23 protein-coding genes and 4 tRNA genes are annotated in these 23,338 nt (G+C 53.6%); 9 read left to right on the forward strand and 18 right to left on the reverse strand.

Annotation, left to right across the window (positions count from 1 at the left end; all coding sequences use genetic code 11):
* Nucleotides 1–110: 110 nt before the first annotated feature.
* The 3 genes from ACLHIJ_RS04340 (at nucleotide 111) to ACLHIJ_RS04350 (ending at nucleotide 2,932) form a co-directional block, all read left to right on the forward strand.
* Nucleotides 111–839 (forward strand): IclR family transcriptional regulator, encoded by a 729-nt coding sequence (locus tag ACLHIJ_RS04340; protein WP_411296821.1) that lies wholly within the window; start codon nucleotides 111–113, stop codon nucleotides 837–839.
* A 35-nt stretch (nucleotides 840–874) separates the two neighbouring features.
* Entirely contained in the window at nucleotides 875–2,023 is a 1,149-nt protein-coding gene (locus tag ACLHIJ_RS04345; RefSeq protein WP_411298538.1) for a glycosyltransferase family 4 protein, read from the forward strand.
* 93 nt (nucleotides 2,024–2,116) lie between these two features.
* The gene (locus ACLHIJ_RS04350; protein WP_411296819.1) at nucleotides 2,117–2,932 is read left to right on the forward strand and encodes an LD-carboxypeptidase; all 816 of its coding nucleotides are present in this window, start codon (nucleotides 2,117–2,119) and stop codon (nucleotides 2,930–2,932) included.
* 255 nt (nucleotides 2,933–3,187) lie between these two features.
* Here the strand turns inward: ACLHIJ_RS04350 and ACLHIJ_RS04355 are convergent, their stop codons facing one another.
* Entirely contained in the window at nucleotides 3,188–4,138 is a 951-nt protein-coding gene (locus ACLHIJ_RS04355) for a GRP family sugar transporter (RefSeq protein WP_411296818.1), read from the reverse strand.
* A 131-nt stretch (nucleotides 4,139–4,269) separates the two neighbouring features.
* Between ACLHIJ_RS04355 and ACLHIJ_RS04360 the strand changes: the two genes are divergently transcribed.
* Nucleotides 4,270–6,297, forward strand: a complete 2,028-nt coding sequence (locus tag ACLHIJ_RS04360; protein ID WP_411298539.1) for a M3 family metallopeptidase — start codon at nucleotides 4,270–4,272, stop codon at nucleotides 6,295–6,297.
* Between the two features lie 146 nt (nucleotides 6,298–6,443).
* On the opposite strand, the gene ACLHIJ_RS04365 is transcribed toward ACLHIJ_RS04360, so the two are convergent.
* The 5 genes from ACLHIJ_RS04365 to gltX form a co-directional block, all read right to left on the reverse strand.
* Nucleotides 6,444–6,516: transfer RNA gene (locus ACLHIJ_RS04365), tRNA-Glu, on the reverse strand.
* A gap of 243 nt (nucleotides 6,517–6,759) precedes the next feature.
* Nucleotides 6,760–7,191 carry a hypothetical protein gene (locus tag ACLHIJ_RS04370; protein ID WP_411298540.1) on the reverse strand — a complete coding sequence of 144 codons (432 nt, stop codon included), beginning with the start codon at nucleotides 7,189–7,191 and terminating at the stop codon, nucleotides 6,760–6,762.
* A 265-nt stretch (nucleotides 7,192–7,456) separates the two neighbouring features.
* Nucleotides 7,457–7,529 (reverse strand) — tRNA-Glu (locus tag ACLHIJ_RS04375).
* A 21-nt stretch (nucleotides 7,530–7,550) separates the two neighbouring features.
* Nucleotides 7,551–7,622 (reverse strand) — tRNA-Gln (locus tag ACLHIJ_RS04380).
* A gap of 126 nt (nucleotides 7,623–7,748) precedes the next feature.
* Entirely contained in the window at nucleotides 7,749–9,254 is a 1,506-nt protein-coding gene (gene gltX, locus ACLHIJ_RS04385) for a glutamate--tRNA ligase (protein WP_411296815.1), read from the reverse strand.
* Nucleotides 9,255–9,288: 34 nt separating this feature from the next.
* On the opposite strand from gltX, the gene ACLHIJ_RS04390 reads away from it, so the two are divergent.
* Complete coding sequence (locus tag ACLHIJ_RS04390; RefSeq protein WP_411298542.1) at nucleotides 9,289–10,464, forward strand: MalY/PatB family protein; 1,176 nt, start codon at nucleotides 9,289–9,291, stop codon at nucleotides 10,462–10,464.
* Between the two features lie 193 nt (nucleotides 10,465–10,657).
* Here the strand turns inward: ACLHIJ_RS04390 and ACLHIJ_RS04395 are convergent, their stop codons facing one another.
* Nucleotides 10,658–11,425, reverse strand: coding sequence for a fumarylacetoacetate hydrolase family protein (locus ACLHIJ_RS04395; RefSeq protein WP_411296813.1), 768 nt, complete (start codon nucleotides 11,423–11,425; stop codon nucleotides 10,658–10,660).
* Nucleotides 11,426–11,822: 397 nt separating this feature from the next.
* Between ACLHIJ_RS04395 and ACLHIJ_RS04400 the strand changes: the two genes are divergently transcribed.
* Nucleotides 11,823–13,631 carry an AMP-dependent synthetase/ligase gene (locus ACLHIJ_RS04400; RefSeq protein WP_411298543.1) on the forward strand — a complete coding sequence of 603 codons (1,809 nt, stop codon included), beginning with the start codon at nucleotides 11,823–11,825 and terminating at the stop codon, nucleotides 13,629–13,631.
* Between the two features lie 237 nt (nucleotides 13,632–13,868).
* Here ACLHIJ_RS04400 and ACLHIJ_RS04405 read toward each other — a convergent pair.
* A tRNA-Leu gene (locus tag ACLHIJ_RS04405) sits at nucleotides 13,869–13,950 on the reverse strand.
* Between the two features lie 252 nt (nucleotides 13,951–14,202).
* Here ACLHIJ_RS04405 and ACLHIJ_RS04410 point away from each other — a divergent pair.
* Nucleotides 14,203–14,442, forward strand: a complete 240-nt coding sequence (locus tag ACLHIJ_RS04410) for a hypothetical protein (RefSeq protein ID WP_411296811.1) — start codon at nucleotides 14,203–14,205, stop codon at nucleotides 14,440–14,442.
* Here ACLHIJ_RS04410 and ACLHIJ_RS04415 read toward each other — a convergent pair.
* Both ACLHIJ_RS04415 and ACLHIJ_RS04420 read right to left on the reverse strand, forming a co-directional pair.
* On the reverse strand, nucleotides 14,425–14,904 hold the full coding sequence (locus tag ACLHIJ_RS04415; RefSeq protein WP_411296810.1) for a peroxiredoxin: 480 nt from the start codon (nucleotides 14,902–14,904) through the stop codon (nucleotides 14,425–14,427). The two genes, ACLHIJ_RS04410 and ACLHIJ_RS04415, sit on opposite strands and share 18 nt — an antisense overlap.
* Before the next feature lie 70 nt (nucleotides 14,905–14,974).
* Complete coding sequence (locus ACLHIJ_RS04420; protein ID WP_411296809.1) at nucleotides 14,975–15,301, reverse strand: hypothetical protein; 327 nt, start codon at nucleotides 15,299–15,301, stop codon at nucleotides 14,975–14,977.
* Nucleotides 15,302–15,417: 116 nt separating this feature from the next.
* On the opposite strand from ACLHIJ_RS04420, the gene ACLHIJ_RS04425 reads away from it, so the two are divergent.
* Nucleotides 15,418–15,948, forward strand: coding sequence for a DUF4916 domain-containing protein (locus ACLHIJ_RS04425; protein WP_411296808.1), 531 nt, complete (start codon nucleotides 15,418–15,420; stop codon nucleotides 15,946–15,948).
* A gap of 26 nt (nucleotides 15,949–15,974) precedes the next feature.
* Here the strand turns inward: ACLHIJ_RS04425 and rdgB are convergent, their stop codons facing one another.
* The 6 genes from rdgB to clpS form a co-directional block, all read right to left on the reverse strand.
* On the reverse strand, nucleotides 15,975–16,604 hold the full coding sequence (gene rdgB, locus ACLHIJ_RS04430) for an RdgB/HAM1 family non-canonical purine NTP pyrophosphatase (RefSeq protein ID WP_411298545.1): 630 nt from the start codon (nucleotides 16,602–16,604) through the stop codon (nucleotides 15,975–15,977).
* Nucleotides 16,601–17,359, reverse strand: coding sequence for a ribonuclease PH (gene rph / locus ACLHIJ_RS04435; RefSeq protein WP_411298546.1), 759 nt, complete (start codon nucleotides 17,357–17,359; stop codon nucleotides 16,601–16,603). The genes rdgB and rph overlap by 4 nt, the downstream gene beginning before the upstream one ends.
* 358 nt (nucleotides 17,360–17,717) lie before the next feature.
* The gene (locus tag ACLHIJ_RS04440) at nucleotides 17,718–18,515 is read right to left on the reverse strand and encodes an MBL fold metallo-hydrolase (protein ID WP_411296805.1); all 798 of its coding nucleotides are present in this window, start codon (nucleotides 18,513–18,515) and stop codon (nucleotides 17,718–17,720) included.
* The gene (murI, locus tag ACLHIJ_RS04445) at nucleotides 18,512–19,324 is read right to left on the reverse strand and encodes a glutamate racemase (protein WP_411298547.1); all 813 of its coding nucleotides are present in this window, start codon (nucleotides 19,322–19,324) and stop codon (nucleotides 18,512–18,514) included. The genes ACLHIJ_RS04440 and murI overlap by 4 nt, the downstream gene beginning before the upstream one ends.
* 9 nt (nucleotides 19,325–19,333) lie before the next feature.
* Entirely contained in the window at nucleotides 19,334–20,017 is a 684-nt protein-coding gene (locus ACLHIJ_RS04450) for a DUF2017 family protein (protein ID WP_411296803.1), read from the reverse strand.
* A 119-nt stretch (nucleotides 20,018–20,136) separates the two neighbouring features.
* The gene (gene clpS, locus ACLHIJ_RS04455) at nucleotides 20,137–20,427 is read right to left on the reverse strand and encodes an ATP-dependent Clp protease adapter ClpS (protein ID WP_411296802.1); all 291 of its coding nucleotides are present in this window, start codon (nucleotides 20,425–20,427) and stop codon (nucleotides 20,137–20,139) included.
* Nucleotides 20,428–20,520: 93 nt separating this feature from the next.
* On the opposite strand from clpS, the gene ACLHIJ_RS04460 reads away from it, so the two are divergent.
* The gene (locus ACLHIJ_RS04460; RefSeq protein ID WP_411296801.1) at nucleotides 20,521–21,888 is read left to right on the forward strand and encodes a nicotinate phosphoribosyltransferase; all 1,368 of its coding nucleotides are present in this window, start codon (nucleotides 20,521–20,523) and stop codon (nucleotides 21,886–21,888) included.
* Between the two features lie 222 nt (nucleotides 21,889–22,110).
* Here the strand turns inward: ACLHIJ_RS04460 and ACLHIJ_RS04465 are convergent, their stop codons facing one another.
* A complete protein-coding gene (locus ACLHIJ_RS04465; protein WP_411298548.1) occupies nucleotides 22,111–22,476 on the reverse strand; it encodes a DUF3039 domain-containing protein in 366 nt (121 codons plus the stop codon).
* A gap of 103 nt (nucleotides 22,477–22,579) precedes the next feature.
* Nucleotides 22,580–22,861 carry an HU family DNA-binding protein gene (locus tag ACLHIJ_RS04470; protein WP_411296800.1) on the reverse strand — a complete coding sequence of 94 codons (282 nt, stop codon included), beginning with the start codon at nucleotides 22,859–22,861 and terminating at the stop codon, nucleotides 22,580–22,582.
* Nucleotides 22,862–23,338: the final 477 nt, after the last annotated feature.

Consider the following 23,338-nt stretch of genomic DNA (forward strand, 5'->3'; position numbering starts at 1 on the left):
CCAGTTTGCGCTCTCATAGCTCGGCAATATCGGATCAATGCATACTAACCGTAGACGAGAACCACACTCCTCGGGTTGCGTCTCAATTTCTGAGATGGCAATATCAATTCATGGACGATCGTCAAGGAAGCGGCGTGGGAGTCCTAGATAAGGCCACGCTCATACTCAACGCCCTCGAGGCTGGGCCACTGAATCTTGCCCAATTAGTAACCGCCACTCACCTAGCACGCCCCACTGCACACCGGCTTGCTGTTGCTCTCGAACACCATCGTCTCGTTTCTCGCGATATGCAGGGGCGTTTCGCCCTCGGTCCACGGCTCGCCGAGCTCTCCACCGCCGCCGGTGAGGATCGCCTGCTCGCTGCCGCCACCCCAGTGCTCACCGCGCTGCGAGATCACACTGGAGAATCCGCCCAACTCTATCGCCGCCAAGGCGAAATGCGTGTATGCGTCGCTGCAGCAGATCGCACTTCCGGGTTGCGCAACTCCATCCCCGTCGGAGCAACGCTATCCATGTTGGCTGGATCAGGTGCTCAAGTCTTACTCGCCTGGGAAGAGCCCGATAAACTCCACCGCGGACTACACGGAGCAGAATTCACGGCAACTATCCTCTCCGCAGTACGACGGCGCGGCTGGGCACAATCCATTGCCGAACGCGAGCCTGGGGTTGCGTCCATTTCTGCACCAGTGCGAGGTCCCTCAGGTCGAGTCATCGCTGCAGTATCTATTTCTGGGCCCATTGAGCGAATGGGATTACATCCGGGACGGCAACACGCCTCCGCTATCGTCACCGCCGCAAACCGGCTCTCAGACGTTCTCAAACGCACAGAGACGGTATAACCACACCAGAGCGAGCGCACACTAAACTTGAGGCTATGAAGAAAACACTGCTCGTCACTAACGATTTCCCGCCCCGAGCCGGAGGAATTCAAACCTTTCTCGAAGGATTCGTTGGCGAGCTAGATCCCCGTCAACTGATCGTTTATGCCTCCACCCCGCCAGATACCCCACAGGCCAGTGGTCAAGAACTCGCCGCGCAATACGATTCTGGAGTGGATTATCAGGTCGTGCGCTACCCGCGGCAGATGATGCTTCCCACCCCACATGTGCGGCGCACCATGTGCCAATTAATTACCGAGCATCATATTGACAACGTATGGTTCGGCGCGGCGGCACCGCTAGGGCTACTTGCCTCAGCAGCACATCGCGCAGGAGCACACAAGGTCATCGCCACCACACACGGGCATGAAATCGGATGGTCAATGATCCCTGGCGCACGTGCCATGCTGCGCAAAATATTTCATGACGCTGATCTGGTCACCTATCTCACCAACGCAACATATACGCGCCTCCGTCCATTCTTTGGTGACACCCCAACTATGCAACTACACGGGGCAATAGATCCCGACGCGTTCGCCCCGGATCTGGCCGCACGTACCCAGCTACGCCAGCGTTACGGGCTGAGCGAAGACGCACCCGTCATCGTATGTATCTCCCGACTTGTCGAACGCAAGGGGCAAGATCGCCTCATTGCTGCCTGGCCGAGCGTTATCGCTGCGCATCCACGCGCTCGGCTAGTCATCGTCGGGAAAGGCCCCTACGCCGCAAAACTCCACGAATTAGCGCAGCGCTCACCGGCGCGTGACGCCATTATTTTCACTGGCGAAGTCCCCTATGCCGAGCTGCCGGCGCATTACAGTCTGGGTGATATTTTTGCTATGCCCTGCCGAACGCGCGGTGGCGGGTTAGATATCGAAGGGCTAGGCATTGTGTATTTAGAGGCCTATGCTGCTGGTCTACCCGTACTGGCCGGAGATTCCGGGGGCGCGCCCGAAGCAGTGCAGAACCGCACAACAGGGCTTGTCGTTCACGGGGATAGCGTTGCAGCTATCTCCTCAGCACTTATCTACTTCCTTGACGATCCAGAGCGAGCTAAAGCGATGGGAGCTGCCGGCATGAAGTGGGTAGATGAACACTGGCGCTGGCGAGACGTCGCTCGTCCACTCATCGCCGCCCTTTCCTGATCGCACACTTTCCGGCACGCAAACCTTGTTCCCCGTCTGGCCCTTCCCCAAAAATCTTTCCCTATTTGCTACCTACTGTTGAAAGGTACGAGCATGGCACGATGCGCAATCATGGGATGTTCTAATCCTCCACATGCATATTTCGAGGAATATCACGAAGCGTTCATCGCCCGCCTTAGCGCAGATGGACACGAGCTTGATACCCGATTTTTGGATAGAACTATCGGCCAGGAATACCGCACTCACGCTGGGCGCTTGTGGCGAATTGCGCCACGAATCCGTGCGCAGATCCTCAATGAGTTATTCGCCGATCCTGATATTGACGTCATCCTCGATATTTCCGGCGGGGATCTCGCCAACGAAATTTTGCCGCTCCTGGATTGGGATACTATCGCGCAACACCCTAAACCCTTCGTCGGATATTCCGATCTGACGACAATCGTTAATGCTATTGTCACGCGCACTCAACAGCAGGCTGTGCTGTGGTCGCCACGCGCCATGCTTGAGCGCCCACAAGGCGATGTGAGTCGCATCCTTGCCGGACAACGAATTCGTCCGCATATTCTCGGTGAGCATGAATTGCCTGATGTCCCGATCATCGGTGGGCATCTACGGTGTCTTGCAAAGCTGGTTGGCACGCCATATCTGCCCACCAGCGACGAGCGGCTTGTTATATGCGAGTCACTCGGTGGCGGTTTGGAACATGCTGCCAGCTATTTCCAGCAGCTTTCTATGGCGGGTCTATTTGATAATGCGGTCGGACTCATTCTTGGGCAATTTACCGGCATCGATGCTGACGAGGACCGACCTCACCTCGTTGAGCTTGCCCAGGAGATCACTCGCTTACCAATATGGCACGCACCACAGGTTGGGCACTCTCGCGATTGCGAACCCGTCACAATCGGTTAATCACTCCTATCCGGATACTGACTACGCATATCAGCGAGGAGATACAGCGAGTATTTCCACTTGCGCTATTTACCGCGCCTGTGGCGCTCACACATTCCTCCCTCCCCCTATGCCGTCTTTTTTTCCCCCTCACGGGCAGCAGCTCAAAAAATCGACGCCATCCAATCCAGCAAACACCAGCCGAGGAGGTAGTGCGCCAGGGGCAACGCATTATCTCTATTGCGAATCACCTGCAGCGCTTTCGTTTCAGGAATATCAGCCCATAGTTTTGGTGTATCCGATTATTGCCGCACCAAGAATCACTAGCGCCACCCCAAGGATGGCAGCACGCAATTCGCGGCGGCTCTTCGTCTCTCCTAACCACAAAATTCCTCCAGCAACCGAAATAATCACTCCGAGCTGCGAGAAGGTAAAACCCGTAGCCACCCCGACTATTGAATTCGTGATCTGCACAGAAAAGACGCCGCAGCCAAAGAGAATCCCGGGGATGAGCAAGCGCAAAGTCGTTCGATTCCACAACGGCTGCCCATCGCGAAAGATTCCAGCAACAACGAACCCACCGACAGTCAGCCCTAACGCAAGTGGCACAATGAAATCGTGATAGCCGATGTCGTACATCCGGATCCACACCATGTATCCACAGAGGAAAACGGACGATATTACATTAATCAACATTCCCCGACGCATACTCGCCACATCTACAGTTTTCGCCGATGCCCCAGCCGAGCGCGAAGAAGCCGATACCTCGCCAGGATCACTACGGCGATCTGTGCCGTCAGTATAAGAAGTCAGGATAATCCCAGCGACGATGACTCCCAATCCGATAACACCCAAGATACGCGCCAAGGTTTGATTCCACTCATGGAAAATCAGTACTCCGGATAGCGCCATAATGATGAGCTGTAATCCCGTGGAAATTGGCATAGTGCGGGATACTCCGACCACTCGGAACGAGTACAACTGCATGAATATCCCCAAAGCGCAAGTCATCCCGCCAAGGAAAGGAACGAGGAAGGTTATTAGCGTCAAGTGCGGGGATAAAAACGGCAGAGCACACAGCGCAACAATGAGTGCCCCACACATCTCCCCGATAGTCTGCTGGCGAACTGTTCCACCGATTAATGCCAACATCACGCCTAATGGCCCGAAGAACAACGGTGGGATAAGCGCAATCAGCAAATCCATAAGGACACTACCTTTCTCCATGACGCAGGGAGAGATAATATACCTCGCATTCGTATTTTTGTCTTATGTGTTTTTCTAACCGGACGCGCTCTTACGCAGCCGTGAACATCTGCCGTTATCTTCTGTGCGTGCGTTCCACGTAGACTAGGAACATGACATGTGATAACCCTATTTTGACGCCATCTGACCGCCCGTACAGCTCACCAGATTGGCCAGCTATCCGACCAGAGCATATTGTGCCTGCCGTCCAGGCAGCTTTCACGCAAGAGGAAGAGGCATGGGAGCAGATCGCCACCTGCCCGCAACCTGCAACATTCCAGAACACTGCTCTCGCGCTCGAGGATGCTGCTCGGCTATCTGACTACGTCCTCAGCTTCTCCTGGACGCTTATGTCCTCTATCGGCGGTGAAGAATACGAACGTATCGAAGCTGACGTCTCCGCCCTCTTAAATACGCACAATACGAAGTTCTGGCTCGATAAGCGGATTTATGATCGCCTCTCAGATATTGACCTTGATGAGCTTGACGGGGAATCAGCGCGCCTCGTTACTGAGCTATTAGAGACCTATACGCGCAGCGGTGTGCAACTCAGCGAGGCTGATAAAGAAACCCTGCGAGACATCGATGCCCAATTAGCCGCACTACACGTGGAATTCAGCCAGCGGGCTATCAAAGCGATGGACGATCACGCTGTCGTATTCACTGAATCTGAGTGTGCCGGCTTGGCTGAGGATCAGTTAAATGCAGCGCGAAACGCTGAAGGCAATTACCGTTTTGCCTTAGACAACTTCACGAATCAGATGCTCCTCACTCAGCTAAAAGATCCGCAAAGCCGAGAGAGACTGTTCACAGCTTCTATCACTCGCGGTTTAGGTGCTCATGCCAGCTCTGATACTCGCCAGATTGTTCTCGATATTGTGCAGCTACGTGCCCAGCGCGCACGGCTCCTGGGCTATCCTTTCTTTGCGCAAATAACGGCTGATGAATCCGTGGCAAAGGATGCCGATGCCATCGAGAAGCTATTGAGTGACGTCGCCCGTCGTTCCGTTGCCGCTTTCAACCGAGAACTACCCCGTATGCAGGAACTTGCGGATGCAGATAGGCAGCAGATTCGCCCTGCAGACGTCATGTTCTATCAGGAGAAAATGCGTGCCGAATTAGGGCTAGACGATGCCGCACTGCGCCCCTATCTCGCCTTGGATAATGTTGTGGAGAAAGGCATTTTCTTCGCAGCTCACCAGCTTTACGGGCTGAGCTTCACTGAACGCACAGATATTCCGGGATATGTCGATTCTATGCGCACCTGGGAAGTATCCGACGCCGACGGGAAGCCTATTGGTCTGTTCCAAGCAGATTATTTCCGCCGTCCTGGAAAGGCTGGCGGCGCATGGATGTCCGGTATTCATGGTTTCTCCTCCCATGATGGAACTCTGCCCCTGATCTTTAACAATGCGAATTTCACCCAGCCGGAGGACCCGTCTCAGCCGTGCCTGCTGACCTGGGATAACGTCATTACTGTTTTCCACGAATTCGGCCACGCACTCCACGGCCTGCTATCAAAAGCCACCTATCGTAGCCTCTCCGGAGCGCGAGTCCCCCGCGACTTTGTGGAACTCCCCTCGCAGCTTAATGAGATGTGGGCATATCATCCACAAGTGATGGCTTCCTATGCAGTGCATTATCAGACTGGCGAGCCGTTACCAAAGGATTTAGTGGATACCTTGAATGCCTCAATCACTTTTGGTCAGGCCTTCGCCACCACCGAATTCGTTTCCGCCGCGCTGCTTGACCATGCCTGGCATCGGATCACTCCTGACCAGGCCATTACCGATATTGCCGCCTTTGAGAAACACGCCTTGGCTCACTACGGTATCGACACTGATTTAGTTCCGCCGCGCTACCGTTCCGCCTACTTTTCCCACACATTTGCTGGTGGATATGCGGCAGCCTACTACGCCTATTTATGGGCAGATGTGCTGGTATCTGAAATCGAGGAATGGTTTAAGACGGAAGGCGCTCGCGATGGCGATGGCGGCTTAAACCGAGAAGCTGGCGCTATCGTCCGACGGGAGATTCTGGAACGCGGCAATACTCGCGATCCTATGGAATCCTTCCGCGCAGTTCGCGGGCGTGATCCACATGCCGCAGCTCTTATGCGCAAGCGCGGGCTAGAAGCCTGAGGCAAAATCGTGGCGAAATCCTCGAAGCGCACTGGTAGAGCGTGTGTCTCATAGATCCGCGCAGACAGGCTAAGCCAGGTATCGCCCGATACGTCGAATAAAAACTAGTGGTCGCCCAGATAAAATATCTGGGCGACCCCACTTTGTACCCCGTACCGGATTTGAACCGGTGTTACCGCCGTGAGAGGGCGACGTCCTAGGCCGCTAGACGAACGGGGCGAGAACGATTAATTCATCGTCATCGGGAACTAACAATACACAGGAATACTCACTATGCAAAGCCCGATCAGTGTGACCTTCTGCGCGCCTTGGGGTTATAGGACAAATTGTGTTGCTTGTGGGTTAGTCCCAAGTCTTGTGGCACGGGTTGGGGTGGAGGTCATGGGTTGGAGGTGGCGGTACAGACAGAGTTATAGGACATTTTCTGTTGCTCGTTGATTTGTTAATTCCTTGTTCCTTTTTCTATGCCGCCAGGCGTCGAGTCATAATCCTGTCTATGAGGGCTTTCCAGGCCTGTGAGGTTTCCCGCCTAGCGACATACCATCCCAGGATATGGGTTGGACTTTGAGCAATCAGGACCACAACCCGCCGACCCAGATGGATCCCGTCAACAAAGACCACCTCATGAACCTCGTCAATCACAGGTGCTAAGGGCCAGATCTTCCATAACCGAGAACATCGGCGTCGAAAGGACCTGCCCTGGCCAGGCATATCAATCTGTCGTTGATTACTCAGTAGCCAGGCCAAAAACTCTGACAAATGCTTCGCGGTGGCATCAATATGACGAACCTGGCTCATACCACACGCCCGACACCGCCACCGCTGATTGCCTGCTGATGTTTTACCATGTCGAGTCATCCCACACCCACACACCAGGCACTTCACACTCGTCATTCACCACAGACTGCCAAACCCTTCACAAACACCAACTACAACACCCATTTTCCCCTGTCACAACACCAAAAACCCGAGACATCAACAACACATTCTGTCCAACCAGTTAGTTGACCACCACCAACTAACACACCGACTTTCCCGCACCAGAACAACGAAAAACCCGAAAAACAGCAACACCTCGCGTCCTATAACCCACATTTGCGCGGGTAAAATTTAATCCCAGCAACAAAAATCCCCTCGGAATCACCGAGGGGATTAGTTGTACCCCGTACCGGATTTGAACCGGTGTTACCGCCGTGAGAGGGCGACGTCCTAGGCCGCTAGACGAACGGGGCCAATGAAGTGTTCCCACTTCGCTGGGGTACCAGGACTCGAACCTAGACTAAATGAACCAGAATCACTCGTGCTGCCAATTACACCATACCCCAATATGGCGCTACTCCTTGGGCGTTCACCTGCAGGAGCGCAACGAAAAACTATCATACGCACCCGCCCGCACTAACGCAAACTCCGCGCAGGTGAAGGAACTCACGCCACTGAACTGCCAGTTAGTTCTATGCATCCTCCGACCTCGAAGCCAGTTCCTGGCGCAGGCGCTGAATCCGATATAGCGTCTCTTCTTTCCCAAGAATTGCCATAGAATCGACAACTGGCAAAGATACGTTCGTCCCCGTTACTGCGACGAACAATGGCATATACGCCAAGCGCGGCTTTAGCTCTAACGCAGCACACACCTGGGTATCTACTGCATCCTTGATCGCATCTGGAGTGAAATCCGTTAGCGTTTCAAATGCCTGCGCGGCTTGCGCCAACACCTGATCGGCTGATTCACGCAGTTTCCCAATCGCCTTATCGTTATAGGTGATCTCATCGGCCGAGCGGAACAAGAACCCCATCAATTCTGGCGCTTCACCTAGAAGCTGCACCCGGGTTTGCACCAACGCAGCTGCGGCATCCAAAATGGTTTGCGTATGCCCATCAAGCTGCTCGTATTCCGACGCAGCCACAAGACCCTCACGATACAGGAACGGCACTAGACGATTACGTAAATCGGCAGGATCAAGACGGCGAATATGCTCTGCATTGATCGCTACACACTTCTTATCGTCAAAACGGGCCGGATTGGGATTGACGTCTGCGACGTCAAAGGCTTGGGCCATTTCCTCCCGAGAGAATACATCACGATCTGGCGCAATTGACCATCCCAGCAAGCCCAAATAGTTCAGCAATCCTTCCGGGATCATTCCCCGATCACGATGAAGGAGCAAGTTGGATTCCGGATCTCGCTTGGAGAGCTTCTTATTTCCTTCGCCCATCACATACGGCAGATGCCCGAAGAGCGGCATATATTTCGCAATACCAATATCCATCAATGCCCGATACAACACGACTTGACGCGGAGTGGAGGAAAGCAAATCTTCCCCTCGCAACACATGCGTAATCTCCATGAGAGCATCGTCAACTGGATTCGTCAGCGTATATAATGGCTGCCCATTAGCACGCATAATGACGTAATCTGGCACAGATCCAGCTTTGAAGGTGATTGGACCGCGCACCAGATCATCAAAGGTAATATCTTCATCCGGCATCCGAATCCGCAGTACCGGCTCCCGCCCTTCTGCTCGGTAAGCAGCTTTTTGTTCCTCAGTTAAATCCCGATCAAAGCCGTCATACCCTAACTTGGGATCGCGCCCAGCGGCACGATGACGTGCTTCAGTTTCCTCCGGCGTGGTAAATGATTCGTAAGCGTATCCTGCCGCTAAGAGTTTGGCGGCAACGTCACGATAAATATCCATCCGTTCAGATTGACGATATGGACCGTGCGGTCCACCAATTTCAGCGCCTTCATCCCAGGTCAAACCCAGCCAGTTCAGGGAATCAATGATCTGATCGTAGGATTCTTGAGAGTCGCGTGCCGCATCCGTATCTTCAATACGGAATACGAACGTTCCTCCGGTGTGACGGGCATATGCCCAGTTAAACAAACATGTGCGCACCATCCCCACATGCGGGGTCCCAGTGGGTGACGGGCAGAATCGAACACGGATATTCTTTGTCATAGCATCTCTAGGTTACTCCGCTAATGTAAGGAACATGAAGTTTGATGACGTGAGTATTGACGATCTTCGTGCTGCCGGATCACTCAAGTGGAGTGCATTTCCGCAACATCTAGGGATGTTTGTTGCGGAAATGGATTTCGGAGTAGCTGAACCCATCCAGCGCGTGCTGCATCGCTACGCACACAGCACCGGCATTGGATACCGTTCTACCGCCGCAAAAGTCGCATTACAGGAGGCCACCGCCCAGTGGCTCGGGCGCGCCACGGGATTCCATCCAGATCCCGCTCATATCTTTGCTGTGCCCGACGTCGTTTCTTCCGCGCATTTCGTCATTGACGCATTGACCGATCCAGGAAGCCCTGTCATCTTGCCCACACCGAGCTACATGGCTTTCTGTGACCTTATCCCGCAAATGGGGCGCGAGCTCATTTCCGTGCCCTCCCCCGCCGTTAATGGGCGTTACACCATTGATTTAGCGGGAATCGCGCAAGCATTCGAAGCAGGCGCTCAGCTACTTATCCTCGTCAACCCGTGGAACCCAACTGGGCGAGTTCTAGAACGTGAAGAGCTTGTTGCTATCGCCGATCTCGTCAGTCAATACCCACACGCCTACGTGTTTTCTGACGAGATTCACGCCCCCTTGGCGCTCGACCGACCACATATAACCTATTCGCAGGTCAGCGCGGCGGCAGCGGCACATAGCGTGACTGCGCTCGCTGCTTCAAAAGGATGGAATATCCCCGGATTAAAATGCGCCCAGCTTCTTGCGACGCCACAAGTCAGCGCACGACTCGAACCAGGGCTTTCCTGGGCACAAAACGTTACGTCAACGATAGGATCAGCAGCCGCCGTAGCAGCATACACCGAATCCGAAGAATGGCTCGCTGATGTTATCGACTACATCCGAGGCAATCGCGATGAGGTTGAGCAAGCTGTCGCTCAGATCCCCGGTATGGCAATGCACCATATTGAAGGCACATACATCGCCTGGTTTGATTTCTCTGAAGCTATTGAGGCAGGGCTTATTCCCAATGATTCGCAGACGTGTATCTCTCAATGGCTGAGGGATAACGCTGGAGTTGCGCTCACTCCAGGGGCTGCCTGCGGGTGTGGTCACCGCCAGTTTGCTCGCTGTGTTTTAGCTACTCCGCGCCATATTGTTCGTCAAGCAATTGAGCAGATCGCTCACGCCTTAGCACCACTGGCTTAAGCACATTTAGAGGGCGGCGCCATTATTAATATGGTACCGCCCTCTAGTTTCTCTCCGGAATCCGCCTCCAGCATGTTGGTGAGCTAGGCACTCGAATCAACCAAGGCCTGGCAGGGTATCTGCCAAGATTAGCTATTGCGCGTATTTTCTCGTGCGCACAACCCTATGCGCGCTCACGCATTAGCCACAGGCGCTATTCCTCGTCACCAACAATCGGGTTACGGAGCTGGCCAATCCCTTCGACCTCGCATACTACTTCCTCACCTGGGCCCGCAGCCACCGCAGCAAAGGGAACACCAGTGAGGATGACGTCTCCTGGCAGCAAGGTGAAGAAGCTGGACAACATTGCGATCAGCTCCGGCACTGGGCGCACTAGATCTGCAGTTGTGCCGCGCCCGCGTTCTTCCCCGTTTACCGATAAAGAAACCTGCAAATCGTCAACATTAAGATCTGTTACCATTACCGGGCCAAGCGGGCAGGCAGAATCAAACCCTTTTATCGGCGCCCAGGGTGCATCCCCGGAGGTGAAAACCGCAGCAATATCATTCGCGACGGTGTAGCCGAAAATTACTTCCTCGGCGCGCTCCACTGGGACGTCCTTGCACATACGCGAAATGATGACAGCGAGTTCGGCCTCATGCCGCAGTTCGCTGGCCCAATGCGGCATGACGATCGGAACATCGGGACCAATCACAGCGGTATTTGGTTTTATGAACACTGGCGGCATGGCATGTGGATCAGGGCGATGCTCGCCAATATTGTAATTATCCCCCACGCCAGCGACTTTTGATCGCGGGATCATTGGGGAAACGAGCTGCGCCTCATCAAGGGCAACGGTTTGCCCGGTCGTTTTGAATCCAGCGTAAATCGGATCATCAGCGAGAACATGGTAGGAATGACTGGCTTCGTCAAGGACCGCAAAACGTGGGCCCTGCGCAAGAGATAAACGTGCAATTTTCATAGCTCTAAGACTAGCGCTCACAGCGCGCGCCGACTATCCCCGAACCGCAATATCCAATAATTGTCGAGGCCTATTTAGCGAGCATGATTCACCGAATATCACGCCTAGTAACTGCCGGCAATGACCACGTCGGTTTTAACAAAACGAACAATCAATATGCTCACGAGCGCACTCGCGATAATATCCCTCAAATCGCCCAATAGATCTCGTCAATCAACCAACCTACGCATATTGATTCTGACGATAGCGAACAATCACGGCTTTTCTCTCTCCTCCTCATCTCTCTTTCCCCCCCCCCGCCCGCAGATCCCACATAATCATGCGCAAAAACGCCTCCAAGACCATTAAGTTACGATAGAGTAAGTTACAGTTGTATCCACGCACACAAAGGATAAACATGGTCACGAAACATCATGACGGATCTGTTTCAGAAAACCGCAGCGTCCCCGTCGAATCGTGGATGAATATTCCGTGGCTCCTCACACGCCGCCAAGCTGCCCACCCCGAACAGATATGCATTGAACATCAACGTCATCTCGGCACCTGGGTTCCCGTCACTACCACACAATATTTAACAGATATTGACGCTGTTGCTCGCGGATTTATCGCAGAAGGACTCCAGCCCGGTAACGCCATCGCGATCTTCGGCGCCACCTCGTACGAATGGAACTTATTGGATTTCGCTGCTCTGAGTGCTGCGCTCGTCGTCGTCCCCATTTACGAATCCGATTCCGCCGAACAGATCCGCTGGATTTTAGAGAACTCCGACGTGCGAATGGTCATTACCGATACGAAAGCCCAACGCGAACTCGTGGAATCGCAACGCACCAGCAATCTTGGCCGAGTACTTTCCCTTGATACTGGCGCTCTCGTTGAGCTATACACTCTCGGTGAAAATATCCCCGCCGCCGAGGTTAACGAACGCCGCGCCCAACTAACAACCGACACCCTCGCCACTGTTATTTACACCTCCGGAACTACCGGAACACCAAAAGGGGTGGAATTAACGCACGGCAATTTCGTCGATATAGCACTTAACGTCATGCCCCATATGCGTGACCTCATTGACGATAAAGATACCCGCGTCCTGTTCTTCCTTCCGATGGCGCACGTCATGGCGCGCTGCATGTTCTACTACACGATAACCGGGCGCGGTGTCGCTGGGCAGACCTCAAGCATCAAAAATCTATTAAGTGACTTGAAAACTTTTAAGCCCTCAACACTGCTCGTCGTCCCGCGCGTTTTAGAAAAAATCTATAACGCAGCCGAAGCAAAAGCTGGCCCCGGAATCAAACGCACGATATTCCGTTGGGCAGCCAATGTCGCTGTGGAATACTCGCAACGTGGGCGTTCCATTCTCAGATCACTGAAGTACGCGATCGCTAAACATCTTGTTTTCTCTAAGATCACCAAAATTATCGGCGAGAACTGCATATATGCCATATCTGCTGGAGCACCGCTTGGAACTCGCACCGGCCACTTCTTCCGTGGAATCGGGCTCACAGTTGTCGAGGCTTATGGTTTAACAGAGACGAGCGGGCCAGCAACCGTCAACCGTCTCAACCATATTCGCATGGGAACTGTTGGGACGCCCATGCCTGGCACGTCAGTTGCCATTGCCGACGATGGTGAAATTATGATTGCTGGACCGCACGTATTTCGTGGCTATCAAAATGATCCACAGGCCACCGAAGCAGTATTTGACGGGCATTGGTTCGCGACCGGCGATCTTGGCTCGCTTGACGCTGACGGGTATCTGACCATCACAGGGCGTAAAAAGGAATTGATCGTCACTGCCGGAGGGAAAAACGTCTCACCGGCCGCGCTCGAAGATCCACTGCGCTCTCATCCACTTATCTCCCAGATTGTTGCAATCGGGGATCGAAAGCCATTCATTAGCGCGCTTATCACTCTCGATGCGGAAATGTTGCCCGGATGGCTGACCGCTCACAACCTTCCTGCGATGGATGTTTCGCAAGCCTGCACACATCCACAGGTATTAGCTTCCCTGCAGCGGGCAATAGAAAAGACCAATAAGCATGTATCCCGTGCGGAATCTATCCGAAAATTTACGGTTATCCCAGGCGATTTTTCGGTAGAAAATGAGCTACTTACCCCGTCACTTAAAGTTCGCCGTGATGTCGTTGCCCAACGGTTTTCCCGCGAGATTGAGGCTATTTACGCAGAAAAGTCATCTTTATCGTAGAGCTACTGGAGCAGCCATTAAAACGATCTTTTCTTTCCCCACCCAGGGGTGCCTGCCGACACCTCAAATACTTGTAACTAAAATCGAGCAGTCACGCACAATAATTATAGGTGTTAGCAACCTCAAAGCCACGCGAGGTCTAACCCAACCTGTTTTTATTCCTCGATTGGCGGGGCTGGCAAGGAGTGGGATTAAAGATGGATTGGGCGGATGAATCCCACTGCCTACCGTACTACGTGCGCGAGAGGGGACTCGAACCCCTACATCGTTAGATACCAGAACCTAAATCTGGCGCGTCTGCCAATTTCGCCACTCGCGCGCATGGACCATTTTAGCGGCTCTTTCGCGACGATGAAAACTCGCACCGCAAATGCGCGTTATTTAATATCAATCACCATCCATACGTCATATCAATCAGCCATAACACGTCTAGCACAACGATGTGCAGGACAGTCAATGACACAGGCACTGACACAGAAGGCTTTGACCGACGAATATCAGACCATATACCGCTAAGAGCGGGAAAGTAACCTATCGGGTGCGTTTCCGGCTGGCTCCATCGACTAACCCTGTGAACGAGACGTTTCCGACTTATGCGGACGCGCTCGCGTTTAGCACTCTCGCTCAGCAAATCGGCTGGGCGCAGGCGCGGGCGATTATCCGTTTGCAAAGGACGGCTACTCCGACAACTCTCGATCAAGCCTTAGAGCGGTATATTGACACCTCGATTGCTACCCCTAGCACGTTGGATAAGTACCGGCGGTTGTGGGAAACGTTTAATCACAAGCCAAATCTAGGCGTCAATCCCTAATTCTCGCCGTAACCGTGCGACATGGCCGGTGGCTTTAACGTTATACCCCACATAATCTAGGATTCCCTTTTTATTGACAACGAAAGTCGAACGGATTACACCTTCAACTTCTTTGCCGTAATTCATCTTCATTCCGTAGGCGCCGTATGCGCGCATGACGCTTTTGTCCTCATCACTTGCCAACGGGAAATTAACTGACTCTTTATCAGCAAAACGATCCTGACGTTCCAAAGAGTCCGGAGATATTCCAATGACGCGGTACCCCTCACCTACCAGCGCGTCGAGAGAATCTCGGAAGTCGCAGGCCTGTTTGGTACATCCCGGCGTCATCGCCCGCGGAAAGAAATAGATAATTACGCCCCGATCAGCCTCACTGAGAGTCTGCGCCAAGCTCACCGTTCCCCCAGTTGCCGGTAACGTAAATTCTGGCGCTGAATCGCCCACCTGCAGCTTTACCGTCATATCTATCCCTACCTTCCTCTAGTTAATCCCTCGCAATATTTCGATTACTGATCCTGCTAATTTGCTTTGTTTAGGATCGTGGCGGATCGTCCGTCATAGATCGCAGCAGCGTTAGCGAAACCATCAGAATAAAAAGAATGAAGCCCACTATCATAGGCACTATGCCCCACACCGTAGGGAATAATATTCCCGCACCGAGCGTGCCGGCAGCCACCATAAAAGGCGATTGACGATACATACCCCATAAACCACACAACACCATCGCTGACCCGCATAGAACGAGAATTAGTATCGCCAACGGAAAACCCACACGAACAAGGGTCACCCAGCCGATTACCGCCATTGCGACCATAAAGACGCTTCCCAGCTTGCCCATGAGGTTTTCATAATGCTGCATGGTCTAAGTGTTCCATAATTTAGCGCGAGAAATCATCGTCGTGCGTTCACCGCAGGCTAATTATTTTCTCCGGATAGCACTTTTCTCTACGCCCATCCCCCTGGCACAATCGAACTATGAGCGATGTGAAATCTGGCGATATGGGGCCGTGGCTATCTCCTGAGGATCTTGAATTCGTCCGACGGAAAGTTCCCATGTTGTATATCGATGCTGTTCCCGTTCACCTCAATGATGACGGATCGCTACATTCCCTCGGGCTTATCCTCACCGCAACCGATGATGGAATCACTCGCTCTCTTGTTAGCGGTCGAGTGCTGTATCACGAGTCAATTCGCGACGCACTGAAGCGCCATCTAGAAAAAGATCTTGGTGACATCGCACTGCCACAATTGCCCTGCCACCTGGTACCTTTCACTGTTGGGGAGTACTTCCCCACTCCTGGTGAAGGTCATCATGACCCCCGTCAACATGCCGTCTCCCTGGCCTACCTCATCCCTATCGTCGGGGATTGCAAGCCTTGGTCTGACGCCTTAGAAATCAACTGGTTCACCCCTGGGGAGCTATTAACTCCGGAGCTGCAAAGCGAGATTTTGCCGAACCACCTGCCAATCATCAAACAAGCATTAGCAGTGATGGGGCGGATCTAATCGCTGCTCCTTTTGGTTGGCTCTTTTCACACCATGCCGTTGGCTTGCAGCCAGGTGCTCACGTCATCTGCTAATGCTGCAAATGCCTGCTGACGATGGGAAATCGCATTCTTCTGCTCTGCGCTGAGTTCTGCACACGTCATCGCATATCCCTCTGGCTGGAAAATCGGATCGTAGCCGAAACCATTTTCTCCGGCAGGTTGGTAACGCAACACCCCATCCATATACCCATAACGAACGATTTCCTCACCATCTGGGGTGACGAACGCCGCCGCACAGGTGAAACGTGCTGCCCGATTCTCCATCGGGACGTCGCGAAGCTGATCGAGGAGTAACTGCATATTTGCCACATCCTCACCGTGCCGACCGCACCAGCGCGCCGAGAAAATCCCCGGCGCTCCTCCCATAATCTGTACACACAACCCGGAGTCATCCGCGAGCGCTGGCTGCCCGCATAATCCAGCGATCTGCCGCGCTTTAATGAGGGCGTTCTCAGCGAAAGACACCCCATCTTCAATCGGGTCAGGGATATGCTTTGGCACGGTTTGCACGACATCATGTATTGCTATTTGCGGAAACATCTGCTGCCACCGCGAGGCAAGAATACGACGTACTTCGTCAATTTTGTGCGGGTTTCGAGTGGCAAAAATTATCATGCGGATATGCCTGCCTGCGGTATCTGAGCACACACCTGCTGTTGAATCTGGCTGAGGTGCTGCGTCCCCAAAGCTGCTAAGTTAAGGAGTTCGTTGAGCTGCCGACGATCAAAGGGCTGACCTTCTGCCGTCCCTTGCACCTCAATAAACTCTCCACAGCCCGTCATGACTACGTTCATATCTGTTTGTGCCCGGACGTCTTCTTCATAGGGCAGATCTAAGCATGGCACCCCGTCAATAATGCCGACCGAAATCGCGCTGACGGTATCTCGTAATACTGGACGGTTAGCTTTCGCGGTAATAATCCCATGCTCAATCCCCCATGCGACCGCATCTGCGAGGGCTACGTATGCTCCGGTGATCGAAGCGGTGCGCGTGCCACCGTCGGCTTGCAGAACATCACAGTCGAGAACGATAGTGTTCTCTCCGAGAGCCGAAAAATCAACCACTGCCCGCAGGGAACGCCCGATAAGGCGAGAGATCTCTTGGGTGCGCCCACTAATCTTTCCTCGCACAGATTCACGATCGGAACGAGTTGTGGTTGCGCGCGGCAACATGGCGTATTCCGCCGTCACCCATCCCAAACCACTGCCGGTGCGCCAACGCGGCACGCCAGCCGTCAGCGAAGCCACACACAACACTTTCGTCTCGCCAAATTCAACCAGGACGCTTCCTTCACCGTTACGCAGATAGTTCCGAGTTATGCGAACTGGTCGTAGCTGGTCCGGAGTACGCCCGTCATGCCGTGTCATCATCTCTGCCTCTCCATATTGAGGTTACGTCACTTACTTTCTCCATAATATGCTGATCTTTTCTTGCGTCATGAGATACGCACGCCGACGTAAAGCGCCGCAGTTGCAGTGTTACCTCAGGCAAAGCTACGAGCGCAAGCGATAATGACGCGGATTCCCATCCATAATGCCACTGGCTGCCTCCTACCGCTCTTGCTTCCGATACGTAATGCCGTTGCTAAGGGCATATTCCTCCGTGGCAAACTATGCAGGGCACCCCTAGCTATTTGACTAGTTTTGTGAGCCAGGATGGGAAACTCCCAGCCTGCTCGCTTATCGCACGCTATATCTCAGCGGGAGCCTGAGCCACATGCTGATCCGGCTAAAGTTCATACACCTCGCCCGCTTCAACTGCTTGGCATGGCCCAGTGAAGCACTCTTTAGCGTCACGAACATTGCGTTTACTATCTGTCCACGGTTGCAAGTGGGTCAGCAATAGACGCCGCACCCCAGCCTGAGCTGCGAGTTTTCCGGCCCGCATACCCGTCAAGTGGATACCTTCAACAAGATCACGACCTTCTTCAAAAGCCGCTTCCGAGAGCAACAGATCAGCCCCGCGAGCAGCGTCAACTACTGTCTGGCATAAGTCAGTATCGCCAGTGAAGGTCAAGACGACATCGCGGCTGGGATCATCTTCACTCGGACCAGTAATGCGCATCGCTAACGTCGGTACTGAATGCCAAGAATCAAAAAACTCAACGTGGAATGGCCCGATACGCACAGTATCCCCGTGGCAGACCTGCTGGAATTGGAATTCCCCAGCGTAATCTTCAGTTGCTGGGTCATCTGCGATTCCTCTGGTACGCGCTAAACCATCACCCGGAGAAAAGACGGCAATCGGCGGCAGCGCCCCTTCGGGATACCACCGACGGTAGACCTGCATCCCCACAATATCTGCACAGTGATCTGCATGCAGATGAGATAACATCATAGCGTCAATCCGTGCCGGATCGACGTATCGCAGCAAATGCCCCATTGCTCCTGGCCCAAAATCCATAATGAGGGACCAGGTTCTCTCACCACCAGCATCATCGCGTCCTTGAGCTTGCACGAGGTACGAAGACGCCGGCGAATTCTTTCCGGACATAGATCCGGAACATCCGATAATCGTCAGTTTCATCTGTGTACCTCCACCTGGTTGACGCCGGTGACTTCTGGCCCGAGAAAACGTCGGGCTAAACCGCGGAACTCTGCCGCATTGCCAGTGACATTAAACGAATATGTAGGCGTGCTCAGCGGCGCGCTCAATAGATTCCGCCGAGTCAGCTCGCTGTAGACGTCTCGGGCGGTTTCTTCCGCAGACGAGACAAGAGCGACGTGTGGCCCCATCACATAGGAAATAACGCCAGCTAAGATCGGGTAGTGAGTACATCCTAAAATCAAGGTATCCACTCCAGCAGCTTTAATCGGCGCTAGGTACTCCTGCGCAATCGCAAGTAGCTCATCCCCGGTTGTTATCCCCTGTTCAACAAATTCAACAAAACGGGGTGCCGGAGCTGCCGTCAATTCCACCTCAGGCAACACCGCAAAGGCATCGTGGTAGGCTTGCGATTCAATGGTGGCTTGCGTACCAATAATGCCGATCCGATGATTTGAGGTCATACGCATTGCTGCTCGCACTGCCGGATGAATCACCTCAACGACGGGGATACCTTGGGCGGTACTATAGCGTTCGCGCGCATCGTGGAGCACCGCCGCAGAAGCTGAATTACAGGCAATGACGAGCATCTTCACCCCGGATGCCACCAACTGATCCATAATATCCAACGCAAACTCACGCACTTGTGCGATCGGTCGTGGACCGTATGGGCAATGCAGGGTATCGCCAATATATGTTAAAGATTCCCCGGGGAGCTGATCTATGATTGCGCGGGCAACCGTCAATCCACCTACACCCGAATCAAAGACTCCAATCGGAGAATCATTCATGCCTCGATGCTACCCGCGCGGTCGTTTCCGATTCAGTGCGCGAAGCAGTGAATCCTGCCACCAGGTCGTCATGGCGTACAAAACAGCTAACATATCGTCACTGCTCGTCACTTCTGGAAAATCCTCTGCCACCTGCGGATGCGGCGACATGAACACGCTAGCCCGCTGATATATTTCTTCGGCTTCCTGCTCAGAATCAATCTGCAGCCGAGTTGCCAAGACGAGACGAATATCATTAAGGGCCGCTAACCATGCTGGCCCGTCCTCATAGGAGATACGGAATCGAGATTCTCCCTCTGGGATAGCCATAAGCCCCAAATAGAAAGTGACAAGATTTTCTATCTTTGCAGCCGCCACAGTATCTTCTGTCAACTCACGCAACTGCTGTGCTTCATCCGGATCTTCACTCATATCCGGGAGTAACCGTGCAACCGCGTCATCGACCGGCACAAGTCGCGGCAAAGCTAGACCATCACTTTCATCCGCAATCGAATCAGCAATATCCGCAAGATCGGCTTCAAATTCAGCAAAGGGATCGTCCGGGTCGATCTGCTGGGATCGCCGTTCACACTCATGTTCTACATCTGAGCCAAGCAGCACCACAACGTCGCGCGCCATCCCCGCTAACGCTCGCCGCTCCCCTTCGTCAACAGCGGCGTAAATGCCGTTATGCTCCCGATGGAAAGCCATCATCAGCACTCACCTCCCTCTCGTATTCCTTGCCTCGTCGGCCCTGATCGCAGCCCTTCCATACGAACGCGCATGAACACATGGACACAAGCGCCCGCGTTCTTATTATCAGCTATCGCGCATTACTTGCCCGGTTCAATCGTCGCCCACAAACCATAGGCGTGCATCGCTTGAGCGTCTCGTTCCATCTGTTCTCGTTGACCGTTCGAAACGACCGCTCGCCCGGCATGATGTACCTCCATCGTCTTACGGAAGGCCGCCTCCGGACTCATTGAGAAATAGGTTTGGAATACCCACTGCACATAATTAACCAGATTGACGACATCATTGTGGACGACGGTGCGCCACTGCCCCGCTAACAGGTGTTCTTGCTGCGGGTGAGAGGTCGAGAACGCTTCTGGACTTGTCTGCACGCTCTCCATCTTACTGGCTTACCGACCTGCGCGGATAGAGTAATGACATGCTCGTGCTGCACATTTTCATGCTGATCGCGCTAACGTTGGACTATGAACGAATTGCGTAGCACTGCATTGCTCACTGATATGTACGAGCTGACGATGATTGATTCGGCCCTGCGAGCTGGAACTGCCCATCGGCGCTCTGTTTTTGAAGTCTTTGGCCGACGGCTTCCTGGGCACCGACGTTACGGTGTCGTTGCCGGTACCGCGCGAGTATTGCAAGCAGTGCGGGATTTCCGTTTCACGAACGCCGAGCTGGAGTATATTCAGTCCTTGAATATCGTCAGTGACGATACGCTGGCGTGGCTGGCTGATTATCGCTTTACCGGCGATATTTACGGGTACGCCGAGGGAGAGATCTATTTCCCTGGCTCGCCGCTGATGACGGTAATCGGCACATTCGCTGAAGCCGTTATCCTGGAAACGGTTATCTTGTCGATTCTGAATTATGATTCTGCGATAGCGACCGCAGCGTCTCGGATGACTACCGCAGCTCATGATCGCCCCTGCTTGGAAATGGGAGCGCGGCGCATGCATGAGGCTGCCGCCGTGGCTGCTTCCCGCGCCGCCGTGATCGGCGGGTTCGTCGGCACATCCGATCTGGAAGCTGGGCGCTCGTTTGGGATCAAGCCTATCGGCACGGCTGCTCATTCTTTTACTTTGCTGCATGACTCCGAGGAAGAGGCTTTTGCCGCACAAATCGCAACGATGGGCCCGGATACGACGCTGCTAGTTGATACCTATGACGTCACTCGTGGCGTGGAGCGGGCGGTACAGGCAGCCCGTAATGCTGGTGGGGAGCTTGGCGCGGTGCGCCTTGATTCTGGCGATTTGGTTGCTCAGGCTTTCACGGTTCGTAAACAGCTTGATGATTTAGGTGCCACCTCCACCAAGATTACTGTGACGTCAGATTTGGATGAATACGCGATTGCTGCGTTGAACGCTGCTCCTGTTGATGCCTACGGGGTGGGCACGCGGTTAGTTACTGGCTCGGGCTATCCGACTGCGCAACTGGTTTACAAGCTCGTCTTGCGCGAGCGCCCAGATGGGACGATGCAGGAAGTTGCGAAACGTTCCGATTCGAAGGGGTCAGTGGGTGGTTTGAAGATCGCTGGTCGCACCTACGACGAAACTGGCAGGGCAACTGGGGAGTTGATTGTTTCTGCTGATTCGTGGGAATCGGGATTAGCGTATCTTGACCAACATCATGCGCGTCCTTTGCAGGTTAAGCTCATTGCCGATGGCGTTATTGATGACAGCTACGTTGCAGAGGGTTCTCTGGCTCGGGCTGCCGAGCGGCATCGCAATTCGCGGGCGGCGTTGCCCTATGCTGCGTGGCGGTTATCAGAGGGCGATCCGGCGCTGCCAACAACGTTAGTCGATATTTTTAGCGATGACGACGAACGGGTCAAATAGTAACTGTTACATGACCGCTTCGCGGTGGTAGCGTCACGAAATAAAACAGTGTTTAGCCGTGCGAGGAAATTATCGCACGGCTAAATATTGCCCTGGAAGCAAAGCTTCGGTTGGGCGAGGAGATAGGTGGTTGCTGCTTAATGCATACGGTTCGCGCTGCTCTGCAACGAGCATATTGGCAAGGCAACAGTATCACGCAAGTAGGGGCAGCTAGGTACTCGCCTATTTGGGCGGCTGGTTACCAAATGGCCAGGTTCCCCAATCTTTGCCCATAGAGTCGTAGATTGCCTTGCAGGTTGGGCAGATAGGGTATTTATCAGGGTTGCGTACCGGCGTCCAGATCTTTCCACAAAGCGCGACAACCGGCCCGCCCTCGACCGCAGATTTCATGATGCGTTCTTTGCGAACGTAATGCGCATAGCGATCCTCGTCTCCAGGTTCGTAACTTTCTTCTGTGCGTTCGAGTAGCGCTGTGGTTGATTCTGGAACGAGCGATGGCGCTTCAGGTTGCCCAGGGGTTACCGGCTGCTGTGGAGCACCGGGAGGCTCTGGCAGGTTGGAGCTAATATCAGCAGAAACGAAAAACAACGTCTCTCCCCTCACTGGCATGACGATTCATGTTCTTATTCTTAGTGTACAAAAAAGCGTCAGCGCCCGACGGGCGGGCGCTGACGCACAGGTGAAACCAAAATTACTTGGTGACAGCCTTCTTGAGGGTCGATCCAGCAGAGATCTTCACGCCGTAGCCAGCGGGAATCTCGATCTCTTCGCCGGTGCGCGGGTTACGACCCTTGCGAGCGGCACGCTCGGTGCGCTCAACGGACATCAGACCCGTGATCTTCACGGCGTCGCCCTTAGCCAAGGACTCAACCAGGACGGACTGCAAAGCCGAAATGGCCTTGTCTGCGTCGGTCTTCGTCAAGCCAGCCTTGTCAGCAATCTTCGCAATAAGTTCGGTGCGATTGAGGGACATGTAGTTTCCTCTCATTGTTCTTCTTATGTCTTCAGCTCGGATCCGAGCTGCGGGTTTCGGGCTCGGAAACCAAGCCGCTAGATATGAATTTAGCGGAAACACCTGTGTTTATACCAACTTCACCCCGTGTTTCTTGAATTTAGGGCGTTAATTCACGTTCTCATTTTCACATTTATGCACTTTATTCACAGCGATCACATTGAGCACAGCGATCCTCGGGGAATTCGCTAAGCATTTATTTACGAGACGTTGACCAAATGTATAGCCATTCCTATCCGCTATCTCGTTCTATTTGGCGCTACCCTATTGCCCACAGCGCAATGCCGCCAGCACCTCACAGCTTTTCCTTGCCAACTCACCCCACAGGCATGCCGCATACTCACTCTCGCTACCGAGCACAGATCAGCACATCAGAATAACGGCTAGCACTACAAGCTAAACGCCGCAATCACAAGGGAAACGTCGGCAATATAACAC

The organism is Trueperella sp. LYQ141 (assembly GCF_046599555.1).
Taxonomy (GTDB): Bacteria; Actinomycetota; Actinomycetes; order Actinomycetales; family Actinomycetaceae; genus Trueperella.

Excerpts from the sequence above, each read along its gene's own strand:
- ACLHIJ_RS04440 (WP_411296805.1), bottom strand. The coding sequence starts at position 18,515 with ATGAAACTGACGATTATCGGATGTTCCGGATCTATGTCCGGAAAGAAT.
- ACLHIJ_RS04350 (WP_411296819.1), top strand. The coding sequence starts at position 2,117 with ATGGCACGATGCGCAATCATGGGATGTTCTAATCCTCCACATGCATAT.
- rph (WP_411298546.1), bottom strand. The coding sequence starts at position 17,359 with ATGATGACACGGCATGACGGGCGTACTCCGGACCAGCTACGACCAGTT.
- ACLHIJ_RS04400 (WP_411298543.1), top strand. The coding sequence starts at position 11,823 with ATGGTCACGAAACATCATGACGGATCTGTTTCAGAAAACCGCAGCGTC.
- gltX (WP_411296815.1), bottom strand. The coding sequence starts at position 9,254 with ATGACAAAGAATATCCGTGTTCGATTCTGCCCGTCACCCACTGGGACC.
- ACLHIJ_RS04420 (WP_411296809.1), bottom strand. The coding sequence starts at position 15,301 with ATGCAGCATTATGAAAACCTCATGGGCAAGCTGGGAAGCGTCTTTATG.
- ACLHIJ_RS04425 (WP_411296808.1), top strand. The coding sequence starts at position 15,418 with ATGAGCGATGTGAAATCTGGCGATATGGGGCCGTGGCTATCTCCTGAG.
- murI (WP_411298547.1), bottom strand. The coding sequence starts at position 19,324 with ATGAATGATTCTCCGATTGGAGTCTTTGATTCGGGTGTAGGTGGATTG.
- ACLHIJ_RS04370 (WP_411298540.1), bottom strand. The coding sequence starts at position 7,191 with ATGACGAGTGTGAAGTGCCTGGTGTGTGGGTGTGGGATGACTCGACAT.
- ACLHIJ_RS04415 (WP_411296810.1), bottom strand. The coding sequence starts at position 14,904 with ATGACGGTAAAGCTGCAGGTGGGCGATTCAGCGCCAGAATTTACGTTA.
- ACLHIJ_RS04340 (WP_411296821.1), top strand. The coding sequence starts at position 111 with ATGGACGATCGTCAAGGAAGCGGCGTGGGAGTCCTAGATAAGGCCACG.
- ACLHIJ_RS04355 (WP_411296818.1), bottom strand. The coding sequence starts at position 4,138 with ATGGAGAAAGGTAGTGTCCTTATGGATTTGCTGATTGCGCTTATCCCA.
- ACLHIJ_RS04360 (WP_411298539.1), top strand. The coding sequence starts at position 4,270 with ATGACATGTGATAACCCTATTTTGACGCCATCTGACCGCCCGTACAGC.
- ACLHIJ_RS04470 (WP_411296800.1), bottom strand. The coding sequence starts at position 22,861 with ATGTCCCTCAATCGCACCGAACTTATTGCGAAGATTGCTGACAAGGCT.
- ACLHIJ_RS04345 (WP_411298538.1), top strand. The coding sequence starts at position 875 with ATGAAGAAAACACTGCTCGTCACTAACGATTTCCCGCCCCGAGCCGGA.
- ACLHIJ_RS04460 (WP_411296801.1), top strand. The coding sequence starts at position 20,521 with ATGAACGAATTGCGTAGCACTGCATTGCTCACTGATATGTACGAGCTG.
- ACLHIJ_RS04395 (WP_411296813.1), bottom strand. The coding sequence starts at position 11,425 with ATGAAAATTGCACGTTTATCTCTTGCGCAGGGCCCACGTTTTGCGGTC.
- ACLHIJ_RS04450 (WP_411296803.1), bottom strand. The coding sequence starts at position 20,017 with ATGATGGCTTTCCATCGGGAGCATAACGGCATTTACGCCGCTGTTGAC.
- rdgB (WP_411298545.1), bottom strand. The coding sequence starts at position 16,604 with ATGATAATTTTTGCCACTCGAAACCCGCACAAAATTGACGAAGTACGT.
- ACLHIJ_RS04390 (WP_411298542.1), top strand. The coding sequence starts at position 9,289 with ATGAAGTTTGATGACGTGAGTATTGACGATCTTCGTGCTGCCGGATCA.